At 54.8% G+C, this 24,551-nt stretch carries 24 protein-coding genes and 1 other annotated feature; of the genes, 9 read left to right on the forward strand and 15 right to left on the reverse strand.

Translation table 11 applies throughout. The features are described 5' to 3' along the window. Positions 1 to 81: 81 nt before the first annotated feature. A complete protein-coding gene (gene proS / locus H7U36_RS06970; protein WP_205155908.1) occupies positions 82 to 1,524 on the reverse strand; it encodes a proline--tRNA ligase in 1,443 nt (480 codons plus the stop codon). 88 nt (positions 1,525 to 1,612) lie between these two features. Beyond that, positions 1,613 to 1,826, reverse strand: a binding site (T-box leader). 191 nt (positions 1,827 to 2,017) lie between these two features. Between proS and H7U36_RS06975 the strand changes: the two genes are divergently transcribed. Then, the gene (locus H7U36_RS06975; RefSeq protein WP_191493505.1) at positions 2,018 to 2,734 is read left to right on the forward strand and encodes an RluA family pseudouridine synthase; all 717 of its coding nucleotides are present in this window, start codon (positions 2,018 to 2,020) and stop codon (positions 2,732 to 2,734) included. A 7-nt stretch (positions 2,735 to 2,741) separates the two neighbouring features. On the opposite strand, the gene H7U36_RS06980 is transcribed toward H7U36_RS06975, so the two are convergent. The 7 genes from H7U36_RS06980 to H7U36_RS07005 are packed head-to-tail and all read right to left on the reverse strand — an operon-like array spanning position 2,742 to position 6,723. Beyond that, positions 2,742 to 3,014, reverse strand: a complete 273-nt coding sequence (locus H7U36_RS06980) for a hypothetical protein (RefSeq protein ID WP_243127193.1) — start codon at positions 3,012 to 3,014, stop codon at positions 2,742 to 2,744. After that, positions 2,902 to 3,351: a PEP/pyruvate-binding domain-containing protein gene (locus H7U36_RS15505; RefSeq protein ID WP_243426721.1), complete on the reverse strand. Its 450-nt coding sequence runs from the start codon at positions 3,349 to 3,351 to the stop codon at positions 2,902 to 2,904. Before H7U36_RS15505 ends, H7U36_RS06980 begins: the two co-directional genes overlap by 113 nt. A 9-nt stretch (positions 3,352 to 3,360) precedes the next feature. Continuing rightward, a complete protein-coding gene (locus H7U36_RS15170) occupies positions 3,361 to 3,783 on the reverse strand; it encodes a hypothetical protein (RefSeq protein WP_243426713.1) in 423 nt (140 codons plus the stop codon). Beyond that, complete coding sequence (locus tag H7U36_RS06990; RefSeq protein ID WP_138303384.1) at positions 3,770 to 3,961, reverse strand: hypothetical protein; 192 nt, start codon at positions 3,959 to 3,961, stop codon at positions 3,770 to 3,772. The genes H7U36_RS15170 and H7U36_RS06990 overlap by 14 nt, the downstream gene beginning before the upstream one ends. Before the next feature lie 36 nt (positions 3,962 to 3,997). Beyond that, complete coding sequence (spoVG, locus tag H7U36_RS06995) at positions 3,998 to 4,285, reverse strand: septation regulator SpoVG (protein WP_033125804.1); 288 nt, start codon at positions 4,283 to 4,285, stop codon at positions 3,998 to 4,000. A 48-nt stretch (positions 4,286 to 4,333) separates the two neighbouring features. Next, entirely contained in the window at positions 4,334 to 5,452 is a 1,119-nt protein-coding gene (gene glgD, locus H7U36_RS07000) for a glucose-1-phosphate adenylyltransferase subunit GlgD (protein WP_205147789.1), read from the reverse strand. Further along, positions 5,449 to 6,723: a glucose-1-phosphate adenylyltransferase gene (locus H7U36_RS07005; RefSeq protein ID WP_033125802.1), complete on the reverse strand. Its 1,275-nt coding sequence runs from the start codon at positions 6,721 to 6,723 to the stop codon at positions 5,449 to 5,451. The genes glgD and H7U36_RS07005 overlap by 4 nt, the downstream gene beginning before the upstream one ends. Before the next feature lie 255 nt (positions 6,724 to 6,978). Here H7U36_RS07005 and murC point away from each other — a divergent pair, with 255 nt between their 5' ends. The 4 genes from murC to H7U36_RS07025 all read left to right on the forward strand — a co-directional run bounded on the left by murC (position 6,979) and on the right by H7U36_RS07025 (position 11,848). Next, positions 6,979 to 8,358, forward strand: a complete 1,380-nt coding sequence (murC, locus tag H7U36_RS07010) for a UDP-N-acetylmuramate--L-alanine ligase (protein ID WP_205155909.1) — start codon at positions 6,979 to 6,981, stop codon at positions 8,356 to 8,358. A gap of 145 nt (positions 8,359 to 8,503) precedes the next feature. Beyond that, positions 8,504 to 9,598, forward strand: a complete 1,095-nt coding sequence (locus tag H7U36_RS07015; RefSeq protein WP_205155910.1) for a DnaD domain protein — start codon at positions 8,504 to 8,506, stop codon at positions 9,596 to 9,598. Between the two features lie 40 nt (positions 9,599 to 9,638). Then, positions 9,639 to 10,628: an ATP-binding protein gene (locus H7U36_RS07020; protein ID WP_033125799.1), complete on the forward strand. Its 990-nt coding sequence runs from the start codon at positions 9,639 to 9,641 to the stop codon at positions 10,626 to 10,628. A gap of 35 nt (positions 10,629 to 10,663) precedes the next feature. Then, complete coding sequence (locus tag H7U36_RS07025; protein ID WP_033125798.1) at positions 10,664 to 11,848, forward strand: ribose-phosphate pyrophosphokinase; 1,185 nt, start codon at positions 10,664 to 10,666, stop codon at positions 11,846 to 11,848. 172 nt (positions 11,849 to 12,020) lie between these two features. Here H7U36_RS07025 and H7U36_RS07030 read toward each other — a convergent pair whose 3' ends face one another. From H7U36_RS07030 to asnS, 5 genes are all read right to left on the reverse strand, one after another. Continuing rightward, positions 12,021 to 13,574: an ATP-binding protein gene (locus tag H7U36_RS07030; RefSeq protein ID WP_205155911.1), complete on the reverse strand. Its 1,554-nt coding sequence runs from the start codon at positions 13,572 to 13,574 to the stop codon at positions 12,021 to 12,023. Further along, a complete protein-coding gene (locus tag H7U36_RS07035) occupies positions 13,571 to 14,608 on the reverse strand; it encodes a metallophosphoesterase family protein (protein WP_205155933.1) in 1,038 nt (345 codons plus the stop codon). Before H7U36_RS07035 ends, H7U36_RS07030 begins: the two co-directional genes overlap by 4 nt. Then, on the reverse strand, positions 14,505 to 15,776 hold the full coding sequence (locus tag H7U36_RS15395; protein ID WP_033125796.1) for a sensor histidine kinase: 1,272 nt from the start codon (positions 15,774 to 15,776) through the stop codon (positions 14,505 to 14,507). Before H7U36_RS15395 ends, H7U36_RS07035 begins: the two co-directional genes overlap by 104 nt. Further along, positions 15,766 to 16,455, reverse strand: a complete 690-nt coding sequence (gene vanR / locus H7U36_RS07045) for a VanR-ABDEGLN family response regulator transcription factor (protein ID WP_033125834.1) — start codon at positions 16,453 to 16,455, stop codon at positions 15,766 to 15,768. Before vanR ends, H7U36_RS15395 begins: the two co-directional genes overlap by 11 nt. 154 nt (positions 16,456 to 16,609) lie before the next feature. Beyond that, complete coding sequence (gene asnS, locus H7U36_RS07050) at positions 16,610 to 18,001, reverse strand: asparagine--tRNA ligase (protein ID WP_033125833.1); 1,392 nt, start codon at positions 17,999 to 18,001, stop codon at positions 16,610 to 16,612. Positions 18,002 to 18,169: 168 nt separating this feature from the next. Here asnS and H7U36_RS07055 point away from each other — a divergent pair, with 168 nt between their 5' ends. The 4 genes from H7U36_RS07055 (at position 18,170) to H7U36_RS07070 (ending at position 20,774) form a co-directional block, all read left to right on the forward strand. Further along, a complete protein-coding gene (locus H7U36_RS07055) occupies positions 18,170 to 19,015 on the forward strand; it encodes an acyltransferase domain-containing protein (RefSeq protein WP_205155912.1) in 846 nt (281 codons plus the stop codon). A gap of 162 nt (positions 19,016 to 19,177) precedes the next feature. Next, positions 19,178 to 19,363: a hypothetical protein gene (locus H7U36_RS07060; RefSeq protein ID WP_205147784.1), complete on the forward strand. Its 186-nt coding sequence runs from the start codon at positions 19,178 to 19,180 to the stop codon at positions 19,361 to 19,363. 139 nt (positions 19,364 to 19,502) lie between these two features. Then, entirely contained in the window at positions 19,503 to 20,048 is a 546-nt protein-coding gene (locus H7U36_RS07065) for a Uma2 family endonuclease (RefSeq protein WP_033125790.1), read from the forward strand. 228 nt (positions 20,049 to 20,276) lie between these two features. Continuing rightward, positions 20,277 to 20,774 carry a QueT transporter family protein gene (locus H7U36_RS07070; protein WP_205155913.1) on the forward strand — a complete coding sequence of 166 codons (498 nt, stop codon included), beginning with the start codon at positions 20,277 to 20,279 and terminating at the stop codon, positions 20,772 to 20,774. Positions 20,775 to 20,892: 118 nt separating this feature from the next. Here H7U36_RS07070 and H7U36_RS07075 read toward each other — a convergent pair whose 3' ends face one another. Together H7U36_RS07075 and H7U36_RS07080 are read right to left on the reverse strand one after the other, a co-directional pair. After that, entirely contained in the window at positions 20,893 to 23,322 is a 2,430-nt protein-coding gene (locus H7U36_RS07075; RefSeq protein WP_205155914.1) for a hypothetical protein, read from the reverse strand. Next, on the reverse strand, positions 23,319 to 24,500 hold the full coding sequence (locus tag H7U36_RS07080; protein ID WP_205155934.1) for a class I SAM-dependent methyltransferase: 1,182 nt from the start codon (positions 24,498 to 24,500) through the stop codon (positions 23,319 to 23,321). Before H7U36_RS07080 ends, H7U36_RS07075 begins: the two co-directional genes overlap by 4 nt. Between the last annotated feature and the right edge of the window lie 51 nt (positions 24,501 to 24,551).

Here is a 24,551-nt window from a genome sequence, read left to right on the forward strand (position 1 = left end):
CTTCCGCCCCTGTATCCTGTCTTTTCTGTATGGTTTCTCCCGCTTTTTCCGGGCTCTGCCCGGGAAAGCAAAAGGCGGGGATTAGTAGGATTTGCCCCAGTATGCCATGTGCTTGGCCGGCTTGCCGCACCAGATACACTTGTCGGAGATGAACTCCTCGTCCTCGATAAGGCATCTTGTGGCAGCGCCGCCTGTGGCGTACTTCACTTCGCCCTCGCACTCCGGATCTCCGCACCAGCAGGCCTTTACAAAGCCTCTGTTGGCCTTGAACTTCTCCACCATCTCATCCATGGTTGTGGCTGTGTCGATGTGGTTGTTCAGGAACTTCTCGGCCTTCTTGTACATATCCTGCTGGATGGTCTCCAGGATCTCACGCAGCTTTCCTGCGATCTCGTCGAGAGACACAACGATCTTCTCTCTTGTATCCCTGCGGACTACCACTACCTGGTTCTTCTCGATATCCTTCGGTCCGATCTCGATACGTGTGGGGATACCCAGCATCTCCTGCTCGGAGAACTTCCAGCCTGTGCTCTTGTCGGAGTCGTCGATCTTTACCCTGTATCCGGCTTTCTTCAACTCATCCAGCAGTGAGAAGGCGCGGTCCAGCACTCCCTCCTTGTGCTGTGCGATGGGGATGATGCGGCACTCTACAGGAGCCACGTGAGGCGGCAGAACCAGTCCGCTGTCATCGCCGTGAACCATAATGATGGCGCCGATACTTCTTGTGGACCATCCCCAGGATGTCTCGTACACGCTCTGGAGCTGGTTGTTCTTATCCAGGTACTTGATGCCGAAGGCGTCCGGGAAGCCGCTTCCGAAGAAATGGCTGGTGGCTGACTGGAGCGCCTTTCCGTCGTGCATCAGAGCCTCGATTGTGTAGGTGTCCTGAGCGCCGGCGAACTTCTCATGCTCTGCCTTTCTTCCGGACACGAAGGGGATCGCCAGCGTCTCTCTGTAGCAGTCCTCATATACGTGGAACATCTGGATGGTGCGGGCCTCTGCCTCCTCGTATGTGGCGTGGATCGTGTGTCCCTCCTGCCACAGGAACTCTCTTGAGCGAAGGAAGGGCCTTGTTGTCTTCTCCCAGCGAAGCACGGAGTTCCACTGGTTCCACACCTTGGGAAGGTCTCTGTAGGATTTGACAGTCTTTGCCCAGAGGTCGCAGAACAGTGTCTCAGACGTAGGACGGATGCAGAGGCGCTCCTGCAGTCTCTCCATGCCTCCGTGTGTCACCCAGGCTACCTCAGGCGCAAATCCCTCGATGTGATCTGCCTCCTTCTCCAGAAGACTCTCCGGAATGAGCATGGGCAGGCATACATTCTCCACACCTGTCTCCTTGAAACGTCTGTCCAGATCCGCCTGGATCAGCTCCCAGATGGCGTAGCCGTTGGGAAGGTAGTTCAGACATCCCTTTACGCTTGAGTAGTCGCACAGCTCAGCCTCCCGAACCACATCTGTGTACCACTGCGCAAAGTTCTCATCGCGGGAAGTGATATTTTTTACCAGTTTCTTTTCATTTGCCATGACTTTTTTCTCCTTTTTTTCTCGATTTTTCTGCGGAGGACTTCTGATCCTGGGAAATAAAAAATCGCCGGACCTCTCGTCTCCCCGAAAAAGGGACCGAAAAGTTCGGCGGTACCACCCTAATTAACTGCAGCCCTTCTGCAGTTCTCTCTGGCTGTCATTAACGCTGACATGACGCTGTATTTTCATACAGAGGCTCCAAGGTAGGTTCATGATACCCGTATACAGGGAACTCTCAGCCGCAGGATCCCTTCTCTGTGTGCACCGGTCTTACCATTACTATTCCTCTTCACTGCCAGTCCTGCCTTCCGCAGCCATCACTGCCGGCAGGTATGCTTTTGTCTGAATATATCAGTTAAACAGAATTTTAGCGAATACAGTTTTATTTGTCAAGGGGTGAATTTTCCGCCGGCCCATCTGCCTTGAGCCCCTGCGGCCGAAATGCTATAATAACTCCAAATTGTTTTATTACAAAAGGAAGGAGGGACTGAAAATGTCTCAGACCCACACCATACACCCACACCCGGGCCAGAGCCCCCAAAGCTCCTGGAGTATCCTCTACGAGGACGGGGACATCCTGGTCTGCGCCAAGCCCCACGGCCTGCCCGTCCAGAGCCGCCGGGCGGGCTCGCCGGACCTGGAGAGCCTGCTGAAGACCCATCTGGTCCGCCAGGGACAGAAGCCCTACCTGGCTGTCATCCACCGGCTGGACCAGCCTGTCTCCGGCCTTCTTGTCTTCGGGAAGACGAAAAAAAGCACCTCCTCGCTGAATGCCCAGCTCACAGGCGGTTCCTTCGGGAAGCATTACCGGGCGCTTGTGGACCGCTGTCCGCCCGCCCCCTCCGGCACGCTCCAGGACTATCTTGTAAAGGACGGGCGCTCCAACACCTCCCGGGTCTGCTCTCCGGACACCCCCGGCGCAAAAAAGGCAGTCCTTGAGTACCGCACCGTCTCAGGGGAGTCCTCCTTTTTTCCGAACGCCAAAGAGGGGCAGACAGAGCTGGAGATCCACCTCCTGACCGGCCGCCACCATCAGATCCGGGTGCAGCTTGCCCACCTGGGATGTCCCCTGGCAGGGGACACCAAGTACAACCCGTCAGCCCTCTCCCCGGGCTCCTGGCAGGTGCTGAAGCTGTGCGCCTTCCGGCTGGAATTTCTCCACCCGGTCACCGGAAAGAAAATGCAGTTCTGCCTGGAGCGGGACGTGTAAGCCCCTCTTACCCGTCGATGGGCTCCTGCTCCAGGGCCGCGAAAAAGAGCTCGTAGGCGTCGTTCTGCCCGTCCAGGAGAGGAGAATTCTCTCCGCCGCCGTTGGTGCTCCTCTTAATCTCGGCGTAGAATTCCTCCCCCGCGTTCACCAGCTCCATCTCGTATATCTCATATCCCAGCTCCCGGCACTTCCGGCAGAAGGCCCCCAGGGGATCGTCCTCCTCCCTGGTGGCCAGCAGAGCCTCCTTGAGCTCCGGGTCCTGATGGGCCCTGTGCTGCAGCTCCTCCAGCATTTCCATAGTCGTTGCCATATCTATCTCTCCTTTCTGTCTCCCTCATCAGTCCTGTATCCGCACAGGCATTTCCAAATCCGTCCTCCAGAAAGCTGGAGGACCGCACGATAATAGGGCTCTGCCCGAAATACTCCAGTATGGAGCGGAACTTCTCCCGGATATTCGGGGGAAATTCGCCTGCCAGCAGGGCCTCTCTGAGCTCCTTCGCCCGGCTGAAATAGCCCTCCTGGGTCCTCTGGGCAATCCGCAGCTCCCAGCAGCTGTTGGACACAATATAGGTGTAAAACACATCCGACCCAATGTAGAAAGAGTCATGGGGCTCCAGGTACGCCCCTCACCCGGGCAGCTCCTTCCGGACAATCTTGCGGGCCAGCAGCATCCCGCAGGCCTTGCCCCCTATGGAGCCGCTCCCCGCCATCCTGGTCGCGGAGAGGCTGTCGAAGACATAGAAAGCCTCCCTTCCATTTTCTGTGATACAGTTATAGATGTCAACCGTAAAAGCCTCAAAACCTTTATCCGGGTCAAACTCCCGGATCTTAAGTCCCGGCCGGGGTGCCAGCAGGGGCTCATGCCCGGCGAACTTCATATAGACAGTAGTCCGGCCGTCGGCGATGGCCCGCTCCGCAAAGGGCTCCGCAAAATACCGGAACTGGTCCAAGCTCTTTACCCTCCACACAACATTGTCCCCAAGCCGAAAGTTGTCCAGAAGCCGGTCTACGTCCGGAAAACCGCTTAAAATCCTGTCAAACGCACTCATATTCTGTCCCTGCCTTCCCGCATCTGGCTATCTCCATCTTTTCATCTGCCATTCCACCTGCTGCCCTATGGCTGCCCCGGCCGCCTACGCCGGGGCGTCTCCCTTGGGCTGCCAAAAAGGCGCCGGGAAATCCCTCTCCGGATTTCCGCAGCGCCTTTGCTGTCCGCTGGTCACTCACACCAGCCTTAGTTTTCTTTTACTTCCAATCTATGGATCAGGCCATCTCCGGCTCGGCTTCCGCCTCCTGGCTCAGCGCCTCCTCGTACTTCTCCAGGATAATGCTCTGGATCCGCTCTCTTGTGGCGGAATTGATGGGATGGGCGATATCCCTGTACTCTCCGTCCAGCGCTTTCTTGCTCGGCATCGCGATGAAAAGCCCTTTCTCTCCTTCAATGACTTTAATGTCATGCACAACAAATTCTTCATCCATTGTGATGGACACCACTGCCTTTAATTTCCCTTCCTTCGCAACTTTCCGCACGCGTACATCTGTGATCTGCATGTCTTCTAGCCCCTTTCTTGTCAGTCACTGCATCTTTTTCCTTTTCTCTTACAGTGCATATCTCTCATTTTTTTCGACTACTATCTTTACGCCGTTCTCGCCTACGTGGCGCGTATTGGCCCGGATCGTGTCCCGGCTCTCCACGATACAGTTCTCAATATAGGTGTTATCGCCCAGATACACGTCATTGAGAATGATCGAGTTCTTGATCACGCAGTTATTCCCCACAAAGGTCTTCTTGAACAGCACGGAGTTCTCCACTGTGCCGTTGATAATGGACCCGCTGGCCACAAGGCTGTTCTTTACAACAGCCCCCGGATTGTATTTTGCCGGTGGCAGGTCGCTGACCTTGGAATAAATGCCCGGATATTCCTTGAAGAAGTAATTTCTCACTTCCGGCTTCAGGAAATCCATGTTGGTCTTATAATACGCGTCAACTGTAGCAATATTGCTCCAGTAGTCTTTGATCTTATAGCCGTATATCTTCTTCAGATTTTTGTATCTGATGAGGATATCCGTCACGAAGTCATGCCTCTCCTCCTCGGCGCAGTGCTCAATCAGGTCGATGAGCTGGCGCCTTCTTATGATGTAAATGCCTGTGGAGATGGTGTTGTAGGCAGCCATCATGGGCTTCTCCTCAAACTCCTCCACCCGCATGGTCTCGTCCATCTTCAGGGTGCCGAAACGTGTGGCATCCTCCCCCGGCTGCAGGTCCCTGCACACGATGGTGATGTCTGCCTTCTTTGCTATATGATATTCCAGAACCTTGTTGTAATCCATCTTGTACACCGCGTCTCCGGAAGTAATGATCACGTAGGGCTCATGGCATTTCTTCAGGAAATCCAGGTTCTGGTAGATGGCGTCCGCCGTCCCCCTGTACCAGTAGCCATTGTCCGCGGTGATGGTGGGAGTGAACACAAAGAGTCCTCCCTGCTTTCTTCCGAAATCCCACCACTTGGAGGAATTCAGATGTTCATTTAAGGAGCGGGCATTGTACTGTGTCAGCACAGCCACCTTCTGGATATGAGAGTTGGTCATATTGCTCAGGGCAAAGTCGATGGCCCGGTAGCTCCCCGCGATGGGCATGGCCGCAACGGCCCTCTTCTGGGTCAGTTCTCTCATCTTGTTGCTGTTCCCGCCTGCTAATATAATTCCTACTGCTCTCATATTCTCTCACCCGCCTTTATCAATGTCTCTCCGCTCTCCAGCACGCCGCCGGGGTAATCCTCCTTCACTGTCACGCCGCTGATGGCAGTATTCTTTCCGATCTGCACGCCCTCGGGTATGACGGAATTTTCCCCGATGGTCACAAGGCCGAAGGAGTAAATGTTCGGCTTGAGCTTGTTCGGCACATCCGCGCCCGTGCCCAGAGTGGCGTTGTCACTGATCTGCACGCTCTCCGCGATAATGGCCTTGTCAATGATACAGCCCGCGCCGATCTCCACATCCTTCATGATAATGGAATCCCGGACCACGCTGCCGGGTCCGATGGTCACGCCGGAGCCGATAACGCAGTTGTGGACCTCCCCATAGATCTCTGCGCCGTCTCCTATGATACTCCTGTCGATGATGGCAGTGTCCGCAATGTACTGGGGCGGGATGATATCACTGTTCGTGTAGATCTTCCAGAACTCCTCATACAGGTTGAACTCCGGTATGATGTCGATGAGCTCCATGTTGGCCTCCCAGTAGGATCCCAGCGTTCCCACATCCTTCCAGTAGCCATTGTACTCGTAGGCGAAGAGACGCTTGTCTTTCTCGTGGCAATAGGGGATGATGTGCTTTCCAAAATCACAGCCGGGCACGTCCTTCAGATCCATCAGCGCCTTTTTCAGCACCGGCCAGCTGAAGATGTAGATGCCCATGGATGCCAGATTGCTCTTTGGCTCCGGCGGCTTCTCCTGGAACTCCGTGATGCGGCCGTCAGAGTCCGCCACCACGATACCGAAACGGCTGGCCTCCTCCATAGGAACCGGCATGGCGGCTATGGTCACATCCGCGTCGTGCGCCTTGTGGTAGTCCAGCATCACCTCATAGTCCATTTTATAAATGTGGTCTCCCGACAGAATCAGCACATAGTCCGGATTAAACGTGCTCATGTAATCCAGATTCTGATAGATCGCGTTGGCTGTACCTGTGTACCACTCACTGTTTGAGCTCTTCTCATATGGCGGGAGAATGGACACTCCTCCGATGTTGCGGTCCAGATCCCACGGAATACCAATCCCGATATGTGTATTGAGCCGCAGCGGCTGGTACTGGGTCAGAACGCCCACAGTGTCAATCCCCGAGTTGATACAGTTACTGAGCGGAAAATCTATAATTCTGTATTTCCCCCCAAAAGCAACGGCCGGCTTGGCAACCTTCGCCGTGAGGACTCCAAGTCTGCTGCCCTGTCCTCCTGCCAGCAGCATTGCTATCATTTCTTTTTTAATCATGCCATCACCCCTTCTCAGCAATTTTTTAATGACTCTTATTATACCATACTTCCGTATTTAAGTGAACATATTTTACAAAAAAAGTGATTATTCTACTATTTTTTTATCGATATATCACAAAAAAAGTTTCTTGGCTTTTCTATTATATATGTTTATAATAATATAAATGGGGCACAGATCGCCTTTTTCGGCGCTTCGCCATTCTTATATGTATCGCTATTGACGGATATTATTTTACAGAAAGGTATGTTGATCATGTATAAAATCAATTTTCATGAACCTGTTCACGTGCACTTTATCGGCATCGGCGGCATCAGCATGAGCGGCCTGGCTGAGATCCTCCTCAAGGAGGGCTTCACCATCTCCGGCTCTGACGCCAGGCAGTCTGCCCTGACAGACCATCTCTCCTCCCTGGGCGCGCAGGTCTTCTACGGGCAGAAGGCCTCCAACATCATCCCCGGGATCGACGTGGTCGTGTACACAGCGGCCATCCACGAGGACAATGAGGAGTACGCCGAGGCTGTAAGGCAGGGGCTTCCCATGCTCAGCCGGGCGGAGCTCTTGGGCCAGCTCATGCGGAACTACCGGGTTCCTGTGGCCATCTCCGGCACCCACGGAAAGACCACCACGACCTCCATGCTCTCCCACATCCTTCTGGCGGGAGAGAAGGATCCCACCATCTCCGTGGGCGGCATCCTGAAGGCCATCGGGGGAAATATCCGGGTGGGTGGCTCCGACATCTTTGTGACGGAGGCCTGCGAGTACACCAACAGCTTCCTCCACTTCTTCCCGAAGATCTCCGTGATCCTCAACATTGACGCGGACCACCTGGACTTCTTTAAGGATCTGGAGGATATCCGCCACTCCTTCCGGAAATTCGCCCAGCTCCTGCCTGAGGACGGCGTCCTCATCATCAACAAAGGCATTGACAGACTGGAGGAGATTACGGAAGGGCTGAAATGCCGGATCATCACCTTTGGCCTGGAGCCGGATGCGGATTACTCAGCCGGCTCCGTCTCCCACGACGAGTTCGGCGACGCTTCCTTTGACCTCATCCGGAACGGCCAGAACGCAGGGCGGATCCGCCTCTCCGTGACAGGGGATCACAATATCTGCAACGCTCTCTCCGTCATCGCGGCCGCAGACCTGCTGGGCGTGTCCCTGGAGGACGTGCAAAAAGGTCTCTCCTCCTTCCGGGGGACAAACCGCCGCTTTGAGCACAAGGGCGACTGGAACGGAGTCACCGTCATCGATGACTACGCCCATCATCCCACAGAGATAAAGGCCACTCTGAAGGCGGCTGCAGCCTACCCCCACCGGGAGATCTGGTGCGTGTTCCAGCCCCACACCTACACCCGCACCAAGGCCCTCTTTGACGATTTCGCCGACGCACTCACTCACGCGGATCACGTAGTGCTGGCGGATATTTACGCCGCCCGGGAGACGGACACGCTGGGCGTGTCCTCAGAGCTGCTGGCAAAGGCTCTGAAGGAGAAGGGCTGCGACGCCTTCTACCTTCCCTCCTTTGAGGCCATCGAGGAATTTCTCGGCAAGCACTGCCAGAAGGGGGACATGTTGATAACTATGGGGGCCGGAAACGTTGTAAACATTGGAGAGGATCTGCTGAAAGGCTAGTTATCCACATTTTCCACAGGATTTTATCCACAAAAAAGATGGATTTTGGCTCAAAAAGTTCTTTTTGCCCCTCCCTCTCCGGTGCTATAATAGGTCTGCGATAAGACGTATACGACAGATAACGACAAGCGAGGATGGGAGAAGCATGAAGAAACTGACACTGAAAAACTGCCGGCAGGAGAGCGCGCTTTTGCTGGATTACGAATTCATTGACAACTATATGCCGGAGGCTAACGGAGAGTACGTGAAGGTCTACCTTCTGCTGCTGCGCTGCCAGGCCAGCCCGGACAGGGAGCTGACCGTCTCCGGCATCGCGGACATCCTGGACGACACGGAGAAGGATGTGATCCGCGCGTTGAAATACTGGAAAAAACAGGGTCTTCTGGACTATGAGATCACGGAGGACCCTGGCAGCGGCATGTCCTCTTCCAGCCATGAGACGTCCTCCGCGGCAGTTTCTTCCCCGGATGTTTCCCCGGCGGGAGCTTCCCCGACGGCGGCTTCCCCGGCATCGGATTCCTCTGTGACGGTTTCCCCGGCGGCATCCTCCCCGGAGAACGTGACCCGCTTCCGAAACCGCAAGGAGTTAAAGGAACTGCTCTTTGTGGCGGAGCAGTACCTGGGAAAGACCCTCTCTGTCACGGATATGAAGACTATTACCTATTTCTATGACGAGCTGGGCATGTCTACGGACCTGATCGAGTACCTCATCGAGTACTGCGTGGAGAACGGGCACAAGAGCATGCACTACATACAGAAGGTGGCTCTCTCCTGGACAGACCGGAAGATCCGGACTCCGGAGGAGGCTAAGCAGAGCGCGGCCCTTTACAGCAAAAGCTGTTATGGTGTCCTGAAGGCCTTCGGCATCACCGGGCGCTCCCCCGCGTCCTCCGAGCTGGCCTACATCCAGCGCTGGAGCGGAGAGTACGGCTTCTCGGACGAGCTGATCCTGGAGGCCTGCAACAGAACCATGAACAGCATCCACCAGCCCAGCTTCGACTACGCGGAGTCCATCCTGAAGAGCTGGCTGGAGGGAGGCGTCAAGACCAGGAAAGATGTGGAGGCTCTGGACCTGGCCTACCAGAAGGAGAAGCAGGAGCGGAAGGAAAAGCGCCAGGCGCGGTCCGCAGCCGCTTCCCCGGAGACACCCAGGGCAGCCCGGAACCGTTTCAACAACTTTGAGGGCAGGACCTACGAGGACATGGAGGATCTGACCCGCAGGCTCATACAGAACCAGTAGGACAGGACTGTCCTCCAACACTTGAGAAGGGAGAAGACTTGTGGCTCTTACCAATTCCCAATACGACCAGATTATGCGCACCTACGAGCAGCACCGCCTGGAAAATGAGTACAGGAGGCGCAGGCGCTATGCGGATATAGAAAAAAAGATTCCTCAGATAAAGGAGCTGGACGATGAGATCTCCAGCCTTTCTCTGCAGCAGGCCCGCCGCCTTCTGGAGGGGGATGAGTCCGCTCTGGACACCTTAAAAGAAAAAATTCACTCGCTTTCCCAAAAAAAGCTTGCACTTCTGCGGGAAAACGGTTATCCTTCGGATTATCTGGAGCTTCACTACACATGCCCGGACTGCCAGGACACAGGGTATATCGGAGACAGGAAATGTCACTGCTTTAAGAAGGCTGTCATCGACCTGCTCTACACCCAGTCCAATCTGCAGGAGGTGCTGGACAGGGAGAATTTTGACACCTTTTCTATGGAATACTATTCCGAGGGCCACATCGACCGCCTCACCGGCCGGTCCTCCAGGGAAGCCATAGAGATCGCCCTGAAAACCTGCCACGAGTTCACGGACACATTCGGGACGGATTTCCGCAATCTGCTCCTCTACGGAGATACAGGGGTGGGAAAAACCTTTCTGTCCCACTGCATCGCAAAGGAGCTGCTGGAGCAGTCCTTCTCCGTGATCTATTTCACGGCCGCCCAGCTTTTTGACATATTTGCGAAGAGCACCTTCCGGCGGGAGGAGGAGGCAGGGGCCGACTGCGAGCATATCTACAGCTGTGATCTTCTCATCATTGACGATCTGGGAACGGAGATGAGCAACACCTTCACCAACTCCCAGCTTTTTATCTGTCTAAACGAGCGGATCCTGCGAAAAAAATCCACCCTTATCTCAACCAATCTCTCACTGGAAGACCTGAAAAACATTTACTCGGAGAGAGTCTTTTCGAGGATCACCAGCGCATACACCGTGCTGAGGCTGACAGGTGACGATATCCGGATACAGAAAAAACTGATGAACAGAGCGTAAGAAAATATTTCAAATAACAGGAGGTACCTTATAAGATGCTGCGCCGAAATGAACGTATTTTAGACAATATTCCCGTTGGAGCCCTTGGGATCATCGCCCTGGACGGCTGCCAGGACATGGGAAAGCGTGTCAACGACTATCTCGTAAAATGGAGAAAGGAAGACGGACATGAGCACAAGAACGATGTCGTCTTCAGCGGATATGAGCGAGACAACTATCTGATCGACGCAAGAGTGCCCCGGTTCGGCTCCGGTGAAGCAAAGGGGATCATCGGAGAGTCCGTCCGCGGAAAGGACATTTATATCATGGTTGACGTGTGCAACTACAGCCTGACCTATTCTCTGTCCGGCCACACAAACCACATGTCTCCCGACGACCACTTCCAGAACCTGAAGCGCATCATCGCCGCCATCGGGGGAAAGGGACGCCGTCTCAACGTGATCATGCCCTTCCTCTATGAGAGCCGCCAGCACAAGAGGAGCAGCCGGGAGTCTCTGGACTGCGCCCTGGCCCTGCAGGAGCTGGTTCACCTGGGCGTGGACAACATCATCACCTTTGACGCCCACGATCCGAGAGTGCAGAACGCCATTCCCTTAAGCGGCTTTGAGACCGTGCGCCCCACCTACCAGTTTGTAAAGGGACTTCTGCGCACAGTCAAGGATCTTCAGATCGACAGCGACCACATGATGGCCATCAGCCCCGACGAGGGCGCCACAGAGCGCGCCGTGTACCTGGCTAACGTGCTGAACCTGGACATGGGCATGTTCTACAAGCGCCGTGACTACACAAGGATCGTAAACGGCCGCAACCCCATCGTGGCTCACGAGTTCCTGGGCTCCTCCGTGGAGGGCAAGGACGTGATCATCCTGGACGACATGATCTCCTCCGGAGACAGCATTCTGGATGTAGCCCGCCAGCTGAAGCAGCGGAACGCGAAGAGGATCTACGCTGCCGCCACCTTCGGGCTTTTCACAAACGGTATGGAGAAATTCGACAGGGCCTACGAGGAGGGCATCATAAACGGCATCCTGACCACCAACCTGATCTACCAGACGCCGGAGCTGCTCTCACGTCCCTACTACATCAACTGCGACATGAGCAAGTACATCGCCCTCATGATCGACACACTGAACCACGACGGCTCCATCAGCAGCATCCTGAACCCCAGCGCGAGAATTCAGAACGTGGTGGAGAAATACCGCAGGGGCGAGGAAATCTAAGGACAGCTCTGATCCAAAGCAGAATAGAATACACAAAAAAGGACAGGTTCCGTTTCCGCCGGAGCCGGATTGCAGGGACAATTCGGCATCGGGAAACAGAACCTGTCTTTTTCCATACATTACATTTCTATGACTTCCCTTCTGTCCGTCACGGGATGATCCCCGCGGGATATCAGGGAAGATCGATCCGGTCAAAGGAGATGGACTCCCGGCGGAGGATCTCCTCCTCCCGGCTGTGGCAGGTAAAGAGGAGCACCTGCTCCCTGTTCTTCGACAGCCATCGAAGAGTGTTGGCGAGCCGCCGGTCATCATAGCTGGCAAAGACGTCATCCAGGATCAGGGGATACTCCTCCTCGTAGAGAAGATCTGCCGCCGCCAGCCGGAGGGCCAGGTAGGCCTGCTCCACAGTCCCCCGGCTCACCTGTCCCATGGAAATCCTGCGGCCGTCCTGGAAGAGGACAAGCTGAGCCCCCTCCTCCACCAGCAGCCTGGTGTACTTCCCTCCTGTGATGCCCTGAATAATCCCGGAGACAGCCCCGTTCAGATCCCGGCGCACCTGGGTCTGCATGTCCCGGGCCACCTGGGAGAGCCGTTCATGGGCCAGGGCCAGGGCAGCCCTCTTCTTCTCCTGCTCCTTGTAGATGCTGTCCAGCTCGCCCATCTCCGTCAGCTCCTCCTGAAGGTTCTCATACTGGATCTTCTTCTCCTTCTTCTCCTCCTCCAGATGCTGCTGCTCCCAGAGCAGCTTCTCCGCTGAGGCCAGCTCCTCCTCCGGGGTGATCTCCTCCAGCATCAGCTCGGGGACTGTCTTCTGCCGCTTCTTCTCCACCTTCATGCGGTTCCAGATATAGATCCCGCCTGCCAGAGCCGCCACAACCGATGTGGCATAATTCCAGGGCCGGGGGATGAGGACAAAGAGAATGATCACCGCCAGGATGATACCTGCCACCTCAAGGGGATGGATCCGCCATCTCGCCGGGCGCAGCTCGTCGATCATCCGCTTCTCGCTCTCCTTCTTCTCATTCTCTTCCTTGATCCTCTTCAGCTCCAGTCCTTCCTGCACCCGGTCCAGCTCCTCCTCCAGCCGGTGGATATCCCGCCACACGTAGGAGGCCTCCTGCTCGATCTTCTCCCGGCGGCGCTGGCGCTCCCGGGTGTAATCCCTGGCCTGCCGGTCCAGAGCTTTTTCATGGTCCCGAAGCACTTCCTGGGCAGAGGCAAGGTCAATCCTTGTATCTCCGGAAACAGAATAATTTGCGGCGAAATTTTTCAGCTCCGCTGCCAGCTTCTGTCCTGTCCGGGCGCCGGACTGCCTGATGTACAGCGTGTCCTCATAGCTGTCAGCCTCCAGCCCTGGCAGGATCATCTCCAGATCCCCGTCCTCCAGAGACAGACGCTCTCCGTCATCCAGGCAGACAAGCTCCGCCCTCCTGGCCTGCCGGTCAAATCTTCGCTCCAGCCGAAAGGTCTTTCCCCCGCAGGTGAACTCTATGGCTCCCCCGTAGAAACCGTCCCCGTCCCAGGGCTCGTACCGGCTGAAGGTGTCGCCCGCCGCCGCCCGGCCCCGGCCTCTCTCCATGCCGAAGAGCATGCTCTTTATGAAGGTGTGGACGGTGGTCTTCCCGGCTTCGTTCTCCCCGCCAAGGAGCTGTATGCCGTCCCCCAGCAGGATGGTCCTGCCTCTGAATTTTCCGAAATGTCTCAGTTCCAGCTTCTGAATTTTCATTCTGTTCCCCTTCTTGTCTCCATGAGAGCGCTGATCCCCTCAAAGAGCGCTCTGTATTCCACGCTGTCCTTTTCCGCTCCGGAAAAGCTTTCTATATATCTGCCGATCAGATTGTTCTTATTGTTTCTGTACAGCTTCTCCAGGTCCCAGGCCGGCTTTGTCTCATCCACGATGTCGATGATATTCCCCCGCCTGTCCAGGGCGTCCAGATCAAAGAGGATATCAGGGTCACGATACCCTTTTAAAAGAAACTTATACATGTTCTGTGTTCCGTTTTCCTCAATCTTCTTCCAGATCAGATCCGCCAGACCCGCGCCTGTTGTCCGGCGATCCACCTCCACCTCACAGTGAATATACTCCCGGGATGCAAAGGGGACAAAGGAAAAGCGGCAGCCATCCTCCGTGATCTCCCCCTGTATGTAGCCGTGATGCCCGGTGTCATTCCTGTCCGTTGGCTCCAGCGCCCCCGCGTAGGCTGCCAGACCCGGAATGACCACCTGAGGCATATGGATGTGCCCCAGAGCCACATAGTCGTAGCCCAGGCCGGCCAGCGCCTCCCTGCTTACCGGAATGTGGTCTGCGTCCCCACCGTGGGCCAGAAGGATCTCTCTTCTCTGTCTCCCGGCCGCTGGCGCGCTGTCGTAGAGGGGCTGCCGGATCTGTCTCTCGTGGTAGCTGCACCCGTACACTGCCGTCTCAAGGGCGGGAAGCTCCACAGCCTCCACACTCGCCGAGCCCAGGAAATGCACGTTGGCACTCCACTGAAAAGTCCGGTAGTAGGAGTCCCTGCGCATATAGTCGTGATTTCCCGCGATGAGAACAACCTGCGTCCTCTCCAGGGAGGCGAACAGGCCGTCCACCTCCTTCAGCTCCCGCAGGAGGGGCTGCCTGTGAAACAGATCACCGGCCACCAGGAGAAGATCCGGCGCCTCATTTTTGCACACTCTTATCAGTCTTCGAAAGCTTTCCCAGATTTCTCCGCTTCGCTCCCCGCTGTACGCTTTTCCTGCCTCGGGCGACACCCCTAAATGCACGTCCGCGATGTGTATGAACTTCATTTTCTTCCTTTTCCTCCTGCTCTTTTTCAGACGGCAGCGTCACGATAAACTGTGTCTTCTCGTCGTCGCTCCTGGCCATGATCCTGCCCCCGTGAAGCTCCACGATCTCCTTTGCTATGGCCAGGCCAAGCCCTGCCCCGCCGGTCTCGCTGGATCTGGAGTCGTCCAGGCGGTAAAATTTCTCAAAGATAGTCTGCAGCTTTGTGCCCGGAATTTTCTTTCCCCTGTTGGAAAATATAATCTCCACATCCTTATTCTTTCTGCAGGCGCTGATCTGTATGGTCGTCCCCGCATAGCAGTAGGCTATGGCGTTCCGGAGGATGTTGTCAAAGACCCGGGCCAGCTTGTCCGGATCCCCGTACACCACCAGTCCGTCCTCCGTCTCCACCTCGCAGGTGAGCTGCTTCTCCTGGAGAACGCCGTAGAGCTCGTCCGCAATCTGCTCCAGCATCATGGACAGGTTCAGCTCCACCGGCTCCAGCTCGATGTCCTGGAGATTGAATTTGGTAATGTCAAAAAACTCATTGATCAGCTCTCCCAGTCTTATAGCCTTCTCAAGGGAGATGTGGATATACTTTGCCCGCTCCGCCTCCGGCATGTCCGGGTGGGCGTCCAGCATGGCCAGGTAGGCAACCACGGAGGTGAGAGGCGTCTTCAGGTCATGGGCCAGGAAGAGCACCAGGTCATTTTTCTTCTTCTCGCTCTCTATGGCCTCCAGATCCTGCCTCTTCAGCGTAGCCTTGATCTCGTTGAGCCGGATTTCAATGGGCTTCAGCTCCGTGATCAGGTGGATGGGCTCTGTGGACTCGGAGATAATATTCTCGATACCGTCCCCCACCTGGTCCAGATATTTAGTCATCTTGGACAGGGCCACATAGAAAAACAGGGCAAACAAAAGGAGGAACCCAACGATCATGAAAAACACTTTGTTATCCCCGATCAGGCTCCAATATAAATCAATGGCGGTCTGTTCTTCCACATGAAAGGCTGTCAGGATATCCACAAATGTAGTCGCAAAGCTGTCGTTGTATACCCCGTCAATCACGTAATTCAGAAGAAAGCCGCCAACAAGTACCGTCAGTGCTGTCACCAGCACTGTCTGCAGCAGAATACTGAATTTTAATTTTCTGTAATTACTCTTCAACTTTATAACCTACTCCCCATACTGTCTTGATAAAGTCTGAAGTTCCAGTGGGCGCACTCATTTTTTCCCGCAGATGCCGGATGTGCACCATGACCGTGTTGTTGCTGTTTTTGTAATATTTTTCGTGCCACACCTTCTCGAACAGCTCCTCGGAGCTGATCACCTTGCCCCTGTTCTCGCACAGGAGCCAGAGAATGTCAAACTCTATGGGGGTGAGTGTGAGAGGGACCTCGTTGTAAATGCACTCATGGGACGTCCGGTTCAGGAGAAGCCCGCCGAAATCAATGATCTCCCCCGGCTCCTTCCCACCGTCATTGTACTGGGTGTAGCGGCGGATCTGGGCCTTCACCCTTGCCACCAGCTCCAGCGGGTTGAAGGGCTTGGGTATGTAGTCGTCAGCTCCCATGGTGAGCCCTGTGATCTTGTCCATGTACTCGGTCTTAGCCGTCAGCATGATCACAGGGAAGGTGTATTTCTCCCGGATCTTCTTCAAAATCTGGAACCCGTCAATGTCCGGCAGCATCACATCCAGGATGGCCAGGTCGATCTTCTTCTCAAAGATGCAGTCCAGGGCCTCCTGCCCTGTATAGAACTTGTAGACCGTATACTGATCGTTCTGCAGATACAGCTCGATGACATCGGCGATCTCCCGCTCGTCATCCACTACTACGATATTCATACTTTCGTGAACCTCCTTATTCTCCCCTTCGGCAGGAGAGGCGCCTTCCCGGCGCTCCCCCATCTCCGGTGAATGTGTGATGTTCCCCTCGTCATTCCTTCTCTGCTGTCTTTCCTTTATCCTGTCAATCCGCTCTGCCTGTCCCGTCTCCCTCTTACAGGTCGCAGTTGTTCACTGTCCTGGGGAAGGGGATCACATCGCGGATGTTACCCATCCCTGTCAGGTACATGATGCACCTCTCAAATCCAAGCCCAAAGCCGGAATGGCGGGTGGAGCCGTATTTTCTCAGGTCCATGTAAAAGCCGTAGTCCTCCTCCTTCAGGCCCATCTCCTTCATGCGCTGCGCCAGCTTTTCGTAATTGTCCTCCCTCTGGCTGCCGCCGATGATCTCGCCGATGCCGGGCACCAGGCAGTCCACAGCCGCCACGGTCTTTCCGTCATCGTTCAGCTTCATATAAAATGCCTTAATTTCCTTTGGATAGTCTGTGACAAACACAGGGCGCTTGAAGACCTCCTCAGTCAGGTAGCGCTCATGCTCTGTCTGCAGGTCTGTTCCCCAGGAAACCTTGTACTCGAACTTGTCGTTGTTTTTCTCCAGGAGCTCCACTGCCTCTGTGTAGGTCACCTTTGCGAACTCGGAGGACACCACATTGTGGAGCCTGTCCAGGAGTCCCTTGTCCACAAAGGAGTTAAAGAAGTTCATCTCCTCCGGCGCGTTCTCCAGCACATAGTTAATGACATATTTCAGCATGGCCTCCGCCAGATCCATGTTGTCATCAAGGTCCGCAAAAGCCATCTCCGGCTCGATCATCCAGAACTCCGCCGCATGCCTTGTAGTGTTGGAGTTCTCTGCCCGGAATGTGGGGCCGAAGGTATAGATATTCCGGAAAGCCTGGGCAAAGGTCTCGCCGTTGAGCTGGCCGCTGACTGTCAGGTTCGTCTCCTTGTTAAAGAAGTCCTTGGAATAGTCCACCGTGCCGTCTTCCTTCCTGGGCACATTGTTCAGGTCCAGGGTGGTCACCTGGAACATCTCCCCTGCTCCCTCGCAGTCGCTTCCCGTGATCAGCGGGGTGTGCACATACACAAAGCCCCTCTCCTGAAAGAATTTGTGGATGGCGTAGGCTGTCAGGGATCTCACCCGGAACACAGCCTGGAAGGTGTTCGTCCTGGGGCGAAGATGGGCGATGGTCCGCAGGTATTCAAAGCTGTGGCGCTTCTTCTGGAGCGGGTAGTCCGGCGCGGAAGCGCCCTCCACCTCCACCGTCTCCGCCTGGATCTCAAAGGGCTGCTTTGCCTGGGGTGTGGCCACCAGGGTTCCCTTCACGATGATAGCAGCTCCCACGTTCAGTCTGGAGATCTCCGCGAAATTGTCCATGGTGTCATGGTACACCACCTGCAGGGTCTCAAAGAAGGACCCGTCATTTACCACGATGAACCCGAAGGTCTTGGAGTCCCGGATGCTGCGCACCCAGCCGCCCACGGTCACTTCCTTATCCAGGAAGGCCTCCGTGTTCTTATATAATTCTCTGACTGTTGTAAGCTTCATGATCATTTACTCCTTCTGATATCTATATCTTTTTTTCAGCACTTTCAAACATTATAGCACACCGATAGCAGTTTTAAAAGGAAGGATTGGCAGAAGTCCCGGCCTCCTTTCTTTTTGCAGAAGTATGTGTTAGACTCAAAAGCAGGAAACAAGAAAGCAGGTACCTTTATGAAAATCTTATCACCAACTCAGCTTACCGAACTCTGTCACTCCATCAGCCTTCCCCCGGAGATCACAGACGCTGTCCTTTCTATACAGTCCTCAAAGGAGTTCACAGACCTCCTCCCCCAGGCCCGTCCCCTGCTTGAGGAGCTTCTCACCACCGCTACCTGGGACAGCGCCCTGGTGCGGCTGAAAGCGCTGATCGGCGAGGACCCTCTTGGCATAAAAATCCTCACCCTTATGCTCATCTGCTGCGGGGAAACCTGGCGCTCCTATCAGTCCCTTGGCATTTCCGGCGATATATACATTGAAACTCTGAAATGCTTTACCCGCTTTATAAATGAACACCAGGAAAGCTACGGCGTCTTCGGATTTGACCGGGACTTCTGGACCATGCGACAGCTGGCCGCCCGGCTCTTCCGCCTGGGCACGCTGGAATTTGAACTGACAGAGGACGGAGAAGATAAAGCGGTCCACGTCCACATCCCCTCGGACGCGGATTTATCCCCGGAGACCCGCCACCGCTCCTATGATATGGCGCGGGACTTTATCGCCCGTTTTTTCCCCGCATACGAGGGTGCTCCCTTCCTTTGCACCTCCTGGCTCTTAAGTCCTGCCCTGAAGGGATGTCTGCCAGAGGGCTCCAGGATCCGCTCCTTCCAGGATGAATACGAGGTGACAGACGTGTTCCCGGATCCGGACTCCTTTCTCACATGGGTCTACAAGCGCCCGGACATTTCTTTCGCTGACCTGCCCGAGGACACCTCCCTTCAGAGAAATCTGAAAAAATATCTCCTGGCAGGGGGAAAGGTTGGAGAGGGGAAGGGCAGGCTGCTCTGTAAACGCATCTGAACATTGTGGATTGTGGACAAATTCATATTTGGGTACATAATTTTGCATATTTTTGTAGTGTACACATCATTGGTTTTATGATATACTTTTATTGTAAGGTAAAGAAGGTATCTCTATTTTAAAGATACCTTCAAATCATCAGCGAAGAAAGCAGGTGAAACAGTGCCGATATCTGAAGAAAGAAAAGAATACTTATACGATTATAAAAAGTCCAGACTTAAGCGCATCCCCTTAGACGTTCAAAAAGAGAAGTATGAGGAGATTAAAGCAGCGGCCGATAAAACCGGGGAGTCTGTGAACGGTTATATCAAAAAGGCCATTGATGAACGGATGAAGCGGGAACAATAATATTCTTTTTTACTATTTATTCTTTTTCCACGGGCTATTTTAGCGCTTCATGAAAACGAGATTGGCGAAACCTTTTGGGATGATGAAGAATAGCCCTCTCACAACCGTCAACACTCTCACCATGAAAGGATGTGTTATTATGCCATTACTGCAACAGAACAAAGAGTATACCATTGAAGATATCTATGCCCTGCCTGACGGACAACGGGCGGAGCTGATTGACGGCCAGATGTATATGATGGCGCCTCCCACACGAAAACATCAGCAGATACTTGGCGCTCTCTATCGTAAGGTTGCGGACTATATCGACAAAAAAGGAGGGTCCTGTGAGGTCGATATCGCCCCATTTGCCGTGTTTTTGAACGAAGACGATAAAAACTATGTCGAGCCGGATATAAGCGTTATATGCAGCTCTGACAAGCTCACAGACAAAGGCTGCACAGGTGCTCCGGACTGGATTATCGAAATTGTCTCTCCAGGCAGCAGGCGGATGGACTACTATACCAAGTTGTTCAAATACCGAACTGCCGGAGTTCGTGAATACTGGATTGTTGATCCAGAGAAAAACAGGATCATGGTTTATTCGTTTGAGTCCGACGATACCGCAGAATATACTTTCTCTGAAGCTGTCAAAGCCGGGATCTATGATGATCTAACCATTGATTTTAGCTCAATAGATATCTAAGTAGCAAACTGCTGCCCATGCCATCACTGGCGGGGCAGCTTTTCTTTCTTATTGGTACTTTTTTGGTACTTCTCTTGATTTCCCACTGCCGTCATGCTATACTATCCCACGTTGCAGACCCGCATAAAACCAAGGTCTTTCAAGGTCTGCCGGCGGTCACCGCCGTAAAATGTGCCGAGTGTTCGAGACCTTCCACTCGTAAAACAAAACTAAAGGAGAGAACTGAATATGAAGAACAAGAATGTAGCATTTATGACTCAGGCAGCCATGATCGCTGCCATCTACGTGGTGCTGACCTACATTTTCGCACCGATTTCCTTCGGGGAGATCCAGGTGCGGATCGCGGAGGCGCTGACCATCCTGCCCCTCTTTACACCGGCGGCCATCCCGGGACTTTTCATCGGATGCCTGCTCGGAAATGTGGTGGGAGGAGCGCTTCTTCCGGACATTATCTTCGGAAGCCTGGCCACACTGATCGGAGCCGTGTTCACCTGGCTGCTGCGCAGCCGCAGACCGGTCATCGGCACACTGCCTCCCATCATTTCCAATGTAGTCATCGTCCCCCTGGTGCTCCGGATCGCCTATGGCGTGAACCTGCCGCTGCCCTTCCTGATGCTGACAGTTGGCGTTGGCGAGGTGATTTCCTGTACAATTCTGGGACTGATCGTCTACTATGCGCTGAACCGCTACCGGAACACACTGTTTCCCAGAGCCGCTTCCATGTAGACTGAAGCGCTGCCGTTTCCTGCTCAGAATGCTCAAAAGATAGAAAAATACAAACGAGGCGCAGGCCGTTCTGTGATCCACACAGATGGCCTGCGCCTCGTTTATCTCTTCTTTTTTCTTATTCCAGCGCACTGATAAATGTGCGCCCGCTCCCCGCCAGGAGGCTGTCCATCTGCTCATAGGAGATGGCTGTCCTGTTTCCCGTGGCCGTCTCTATGTAGGTCACATAGGACTGGTCGTAGCCGATGAGGATGACGGAGCTACCGTCCCCCCCGACGCCCACCACAGGCATATTGTTGTTGACAATGTACAGCATCTCCTCCGTGGTGCATCCGGTCAGGTCCAGGGTCTGTCCGCCCAGCACCTCCTGTACGGCGTCCACAGCGGAGGCGCCCCCGGCCAGTCTCTCCCGAAGAGCGTTCACCGCGTCATCCCTGTCCGTGATGAGGTACTCCAGATACCGGTTTCCTCTCTCCCACACGTATTTCTGGTCTCCGGACACCACCACGCCGCTGACCTCGTCCGCCTTCACGATGGCATCCCCGGCCCTGTCGTAGCTGCCCTGGAAACGGCCTGTCCCGTACACATAGTACACATCCCCCTCACCGGTCTCCTCAAAGGCCACCTGAGCCGGCTGCTCGTAGAGCACCTGCTTGGGCCTCAGCACCTTGGGGTTTCTGTCGGGGATGCCGTCCGCAAAGGTGAGCCTCATCTGGGTCTCCTTCAGGTCTGTCACATAGGACTCAAGTGAGATATTGCTCTCCTTTTTCTCCGCATTGCTGGTGATCTGGCTGGCCGCGATCTGTGTGTAGGAGTCCCCGCTCTTCACCACCCGATCCAGGTTGATCATGCCGCCGGACACCTCCACGCTCAGCACATAGTCGCTGTCCGACTGGTAAGTCCTCTGCACCTTCTTGGCGCTGCTGCGTATCTCCACTTTATACATGGGGTACACCTCCTCGCCGGAGACCGTGCGCCCCGCGTCAGACTGTCTGGACATGCCGCACACAAAGTCTGTGTTCACAAATCCCAGAGGCCGGATGGAGGCATCCTGATCAGCCTGCACCGTGTAGCTCTTCCCGATCTCCAGGTCCATGACCGTGACCTCCGAAGCCTCGTACAGAGTGCCGCTTGTCTGATAGGCTGCCAGCTGCCCGTCGTCGGAGGTGACATACTGTCCCTCCTCCAGCCCCTCCGCAAGGACTGTCTGCTCCTCGTTTTCCATATTGATCTCATAGAGCGTGCCTCCCGCCAGCACGTAGAGCATCTCCCGGTCCACGCTGTAGTATACCAGCTTTCCCAGCTCCTCCGACGCCACGGCGGCGGACTTGCTGCTGGGAATAAAGGCCTTCTCATCGATGTTGTTCTGCTCTGCCTGATAATAGTAGATGGCCGCTCCCACCTCCCCCTCATGGGAGCCTCTGTTCATGTAGCCGCAGACCGCAAAGGTGACATTTCCGTCCCCATCCATGCGCAGCAGGCGGATCTCATGCTCATCTGTGAGATTTCGGATATCCTTGCTCTCCGAGTCCATAAAGCTGAAGAGAAGGGACATCTCGTCCGCCTCCTGATTGTAGTACCAGAGCTCTCCTCCCTGGACAAAGGCCACCCGGTTTCCCTCCTCGCTGACAAGATAGGGCACGTCGGGATCTGTAATCCCCAGAAGGATCCCCTTCTCGCTCAGCACCGTCTGGGTGGGGTCAAAGATCTGCTCCATAGTCCGGTCATAGTCCAGAAGATACATGGTTCCGGAGGCATTTCTCACCCGGAAAAATTCTTTTACTGTGTAGAGATCCCGCTCATTTTCCTCCCCTGCGCACTGCACCTGGTACTCCAGGATGACCGAGGTGTATGTAGAGTTCGACTCAGTGATCTTCCACCTCTCAGTCCCTGTCACCTGCGGCTGCAGGCTTCCCCAGGACACGTGGTCGTAGTCTGAGTGGATGGTCACGTGGTAAAAGTTCGTCCCCTCCTCGCCGGTCGGCTCAAGGGCTGCTCCCACACCCACATTCTCCACCTTTCCCATGGCATTTACATGGTAGTCGGAAATATATTTCAGACACTCCGGAAGGGAGAACTCTGCCCCGTCCGCTATTCTCGTATAGTAGTAAACCTCCTGATCGTCCACATGGAGAGTCAGAAGAAGGAGCCGCTCCTCCGTCAGAAGGCCCCCGTCAAAGGTAAGGCTCACCGTCTCCTGGGGCTCATCCACACTCTCCCGGGACAGCTGACTGGAGCCGTCCAGGGTGTATACTTCGTAGTCCAAAGACCGGACACGGGCATCGTAGGTCTGGATATGCATCTCCAGTGTCTGGTCGATTACCGGAGTGATGCTGTCCCGCATGGTGGTCACATCCATCTCCTGGGTGTAACCGGTCAGATAGTTCACCTCATATCCCTGACAGGCAAAGGACACAGAGGGCAAAGTGGCGCTCCCCAGGTCTGCTGTCATATTGTTGTTTCCTCTGTTGGTCACGTAGCTGAACACGATGACCGCCACGACAAAGACGGCGGCCAGTATGCCCGCGTGTATCAGGCGTCTCTTCATCTGTCTGCTCCTTGCTCTTTTTCTGACTTCGTATCTAACAGCCTTCCAAGCGTGGGACGCACGTGCAGCGCCTCCTCGCACATCTGCAGCTTCTCTTCATTGCTTCCCTTCCTTCCGGTCTTCACAGCCCGGATCAGTATGTTTTTCGGCGTGTGCTCCATGTCGATAAATTCCAGGATCTGAGTCTCATAGCCCTCTCTCTCCAGGTACTGGGCCCGCAGGGCATCTGTCACCAGGGCGGCCATCCTCTCTTTGATCAGGCCGTACTTAAGCACCGGCTCCAGGACATCGCTCTTAATCTGGCGGTTCAGCTCATGCTGACAGCAGGGCACGGACAGGATCACCTTCGCGTCCCAGCCGATGGCCTTGGCCAGGGCAAAGTCCGTGGCCGTGTCGCAGGCGTGTAGAGTGACCACCATGTCCACTCGGTCCACGCCGGTGTAGTCTGCAATATCTCCCTCCAGGAACCGCAGTTTCTCATAGCCGTACTTCCCGCTCAGCTCATTACATCGGCGGATCACGTCCCTCTTCAGGTCCAGGCCGATGATCCGTATGTCGTATCCCTTCAGCTCGTGAAGGTAGTAGTATATGGCAAATGTGAGGTAAGATTTCCCGCAGCCAAAATCGAGAATCGTCAGCTCCCTGCCGTCTCCGGCCCGGTCCTTAAGCCGGGGCAGGATATCTTCAATGAACTCCAGGAAACGGTTGATCTGGCGAAACTTGTCGAATTTCGCGTGAACCACCTTCCCCTCCCCGGTCATGACACCCAGATCCACCAGAAAGGGAACAGGCACCCCCTCCTCGAGGATGTATCTCTTCTGCCTGTTGTGAGACAGGTCAGCCTTCTTCGCCGGCTCCTTTCTGGCCTTCTTCTTTACGGTGACCTTTCCCTTTTTGCTCACCAGCGCCGTGACGGACGCCTGCCGCGTCTCCATCTGGAGCTGCTTCATCTCTTCCATATATAGGAGCAGCGCCGCGCAGGCTTCATCGGCGGGCAGGTTCCGGTGAAACGCCTGGTTCCCCTTAAACGCCTCCAACTGAAAGAAAAGTGTGCCCTTCTTCAGCAGGGGGCGCACCTTCACTTTGACCGCGCCGCCCTTTGTCCTTGGACTGCTGAGGGTGGCGGAGATAAAATCTGTATTTAAATTTTCTTCAAATAGTACTCTTAAATTTTCCATAGCCATATTATAGCGCAAGATGGGAAATGAGTAAATGGGGACCGGTTTTTT

This window comes from Faecalicatena fissicatena, assembly GCF_016900595.1.
Taxonomy (GTDB): domain Bacteria; phylum Bacillota; class Clostridia; order Lachnospirales; family Lachnospiraceae; genus Claveliimonas; species Claveliimonas intestinigallinarum.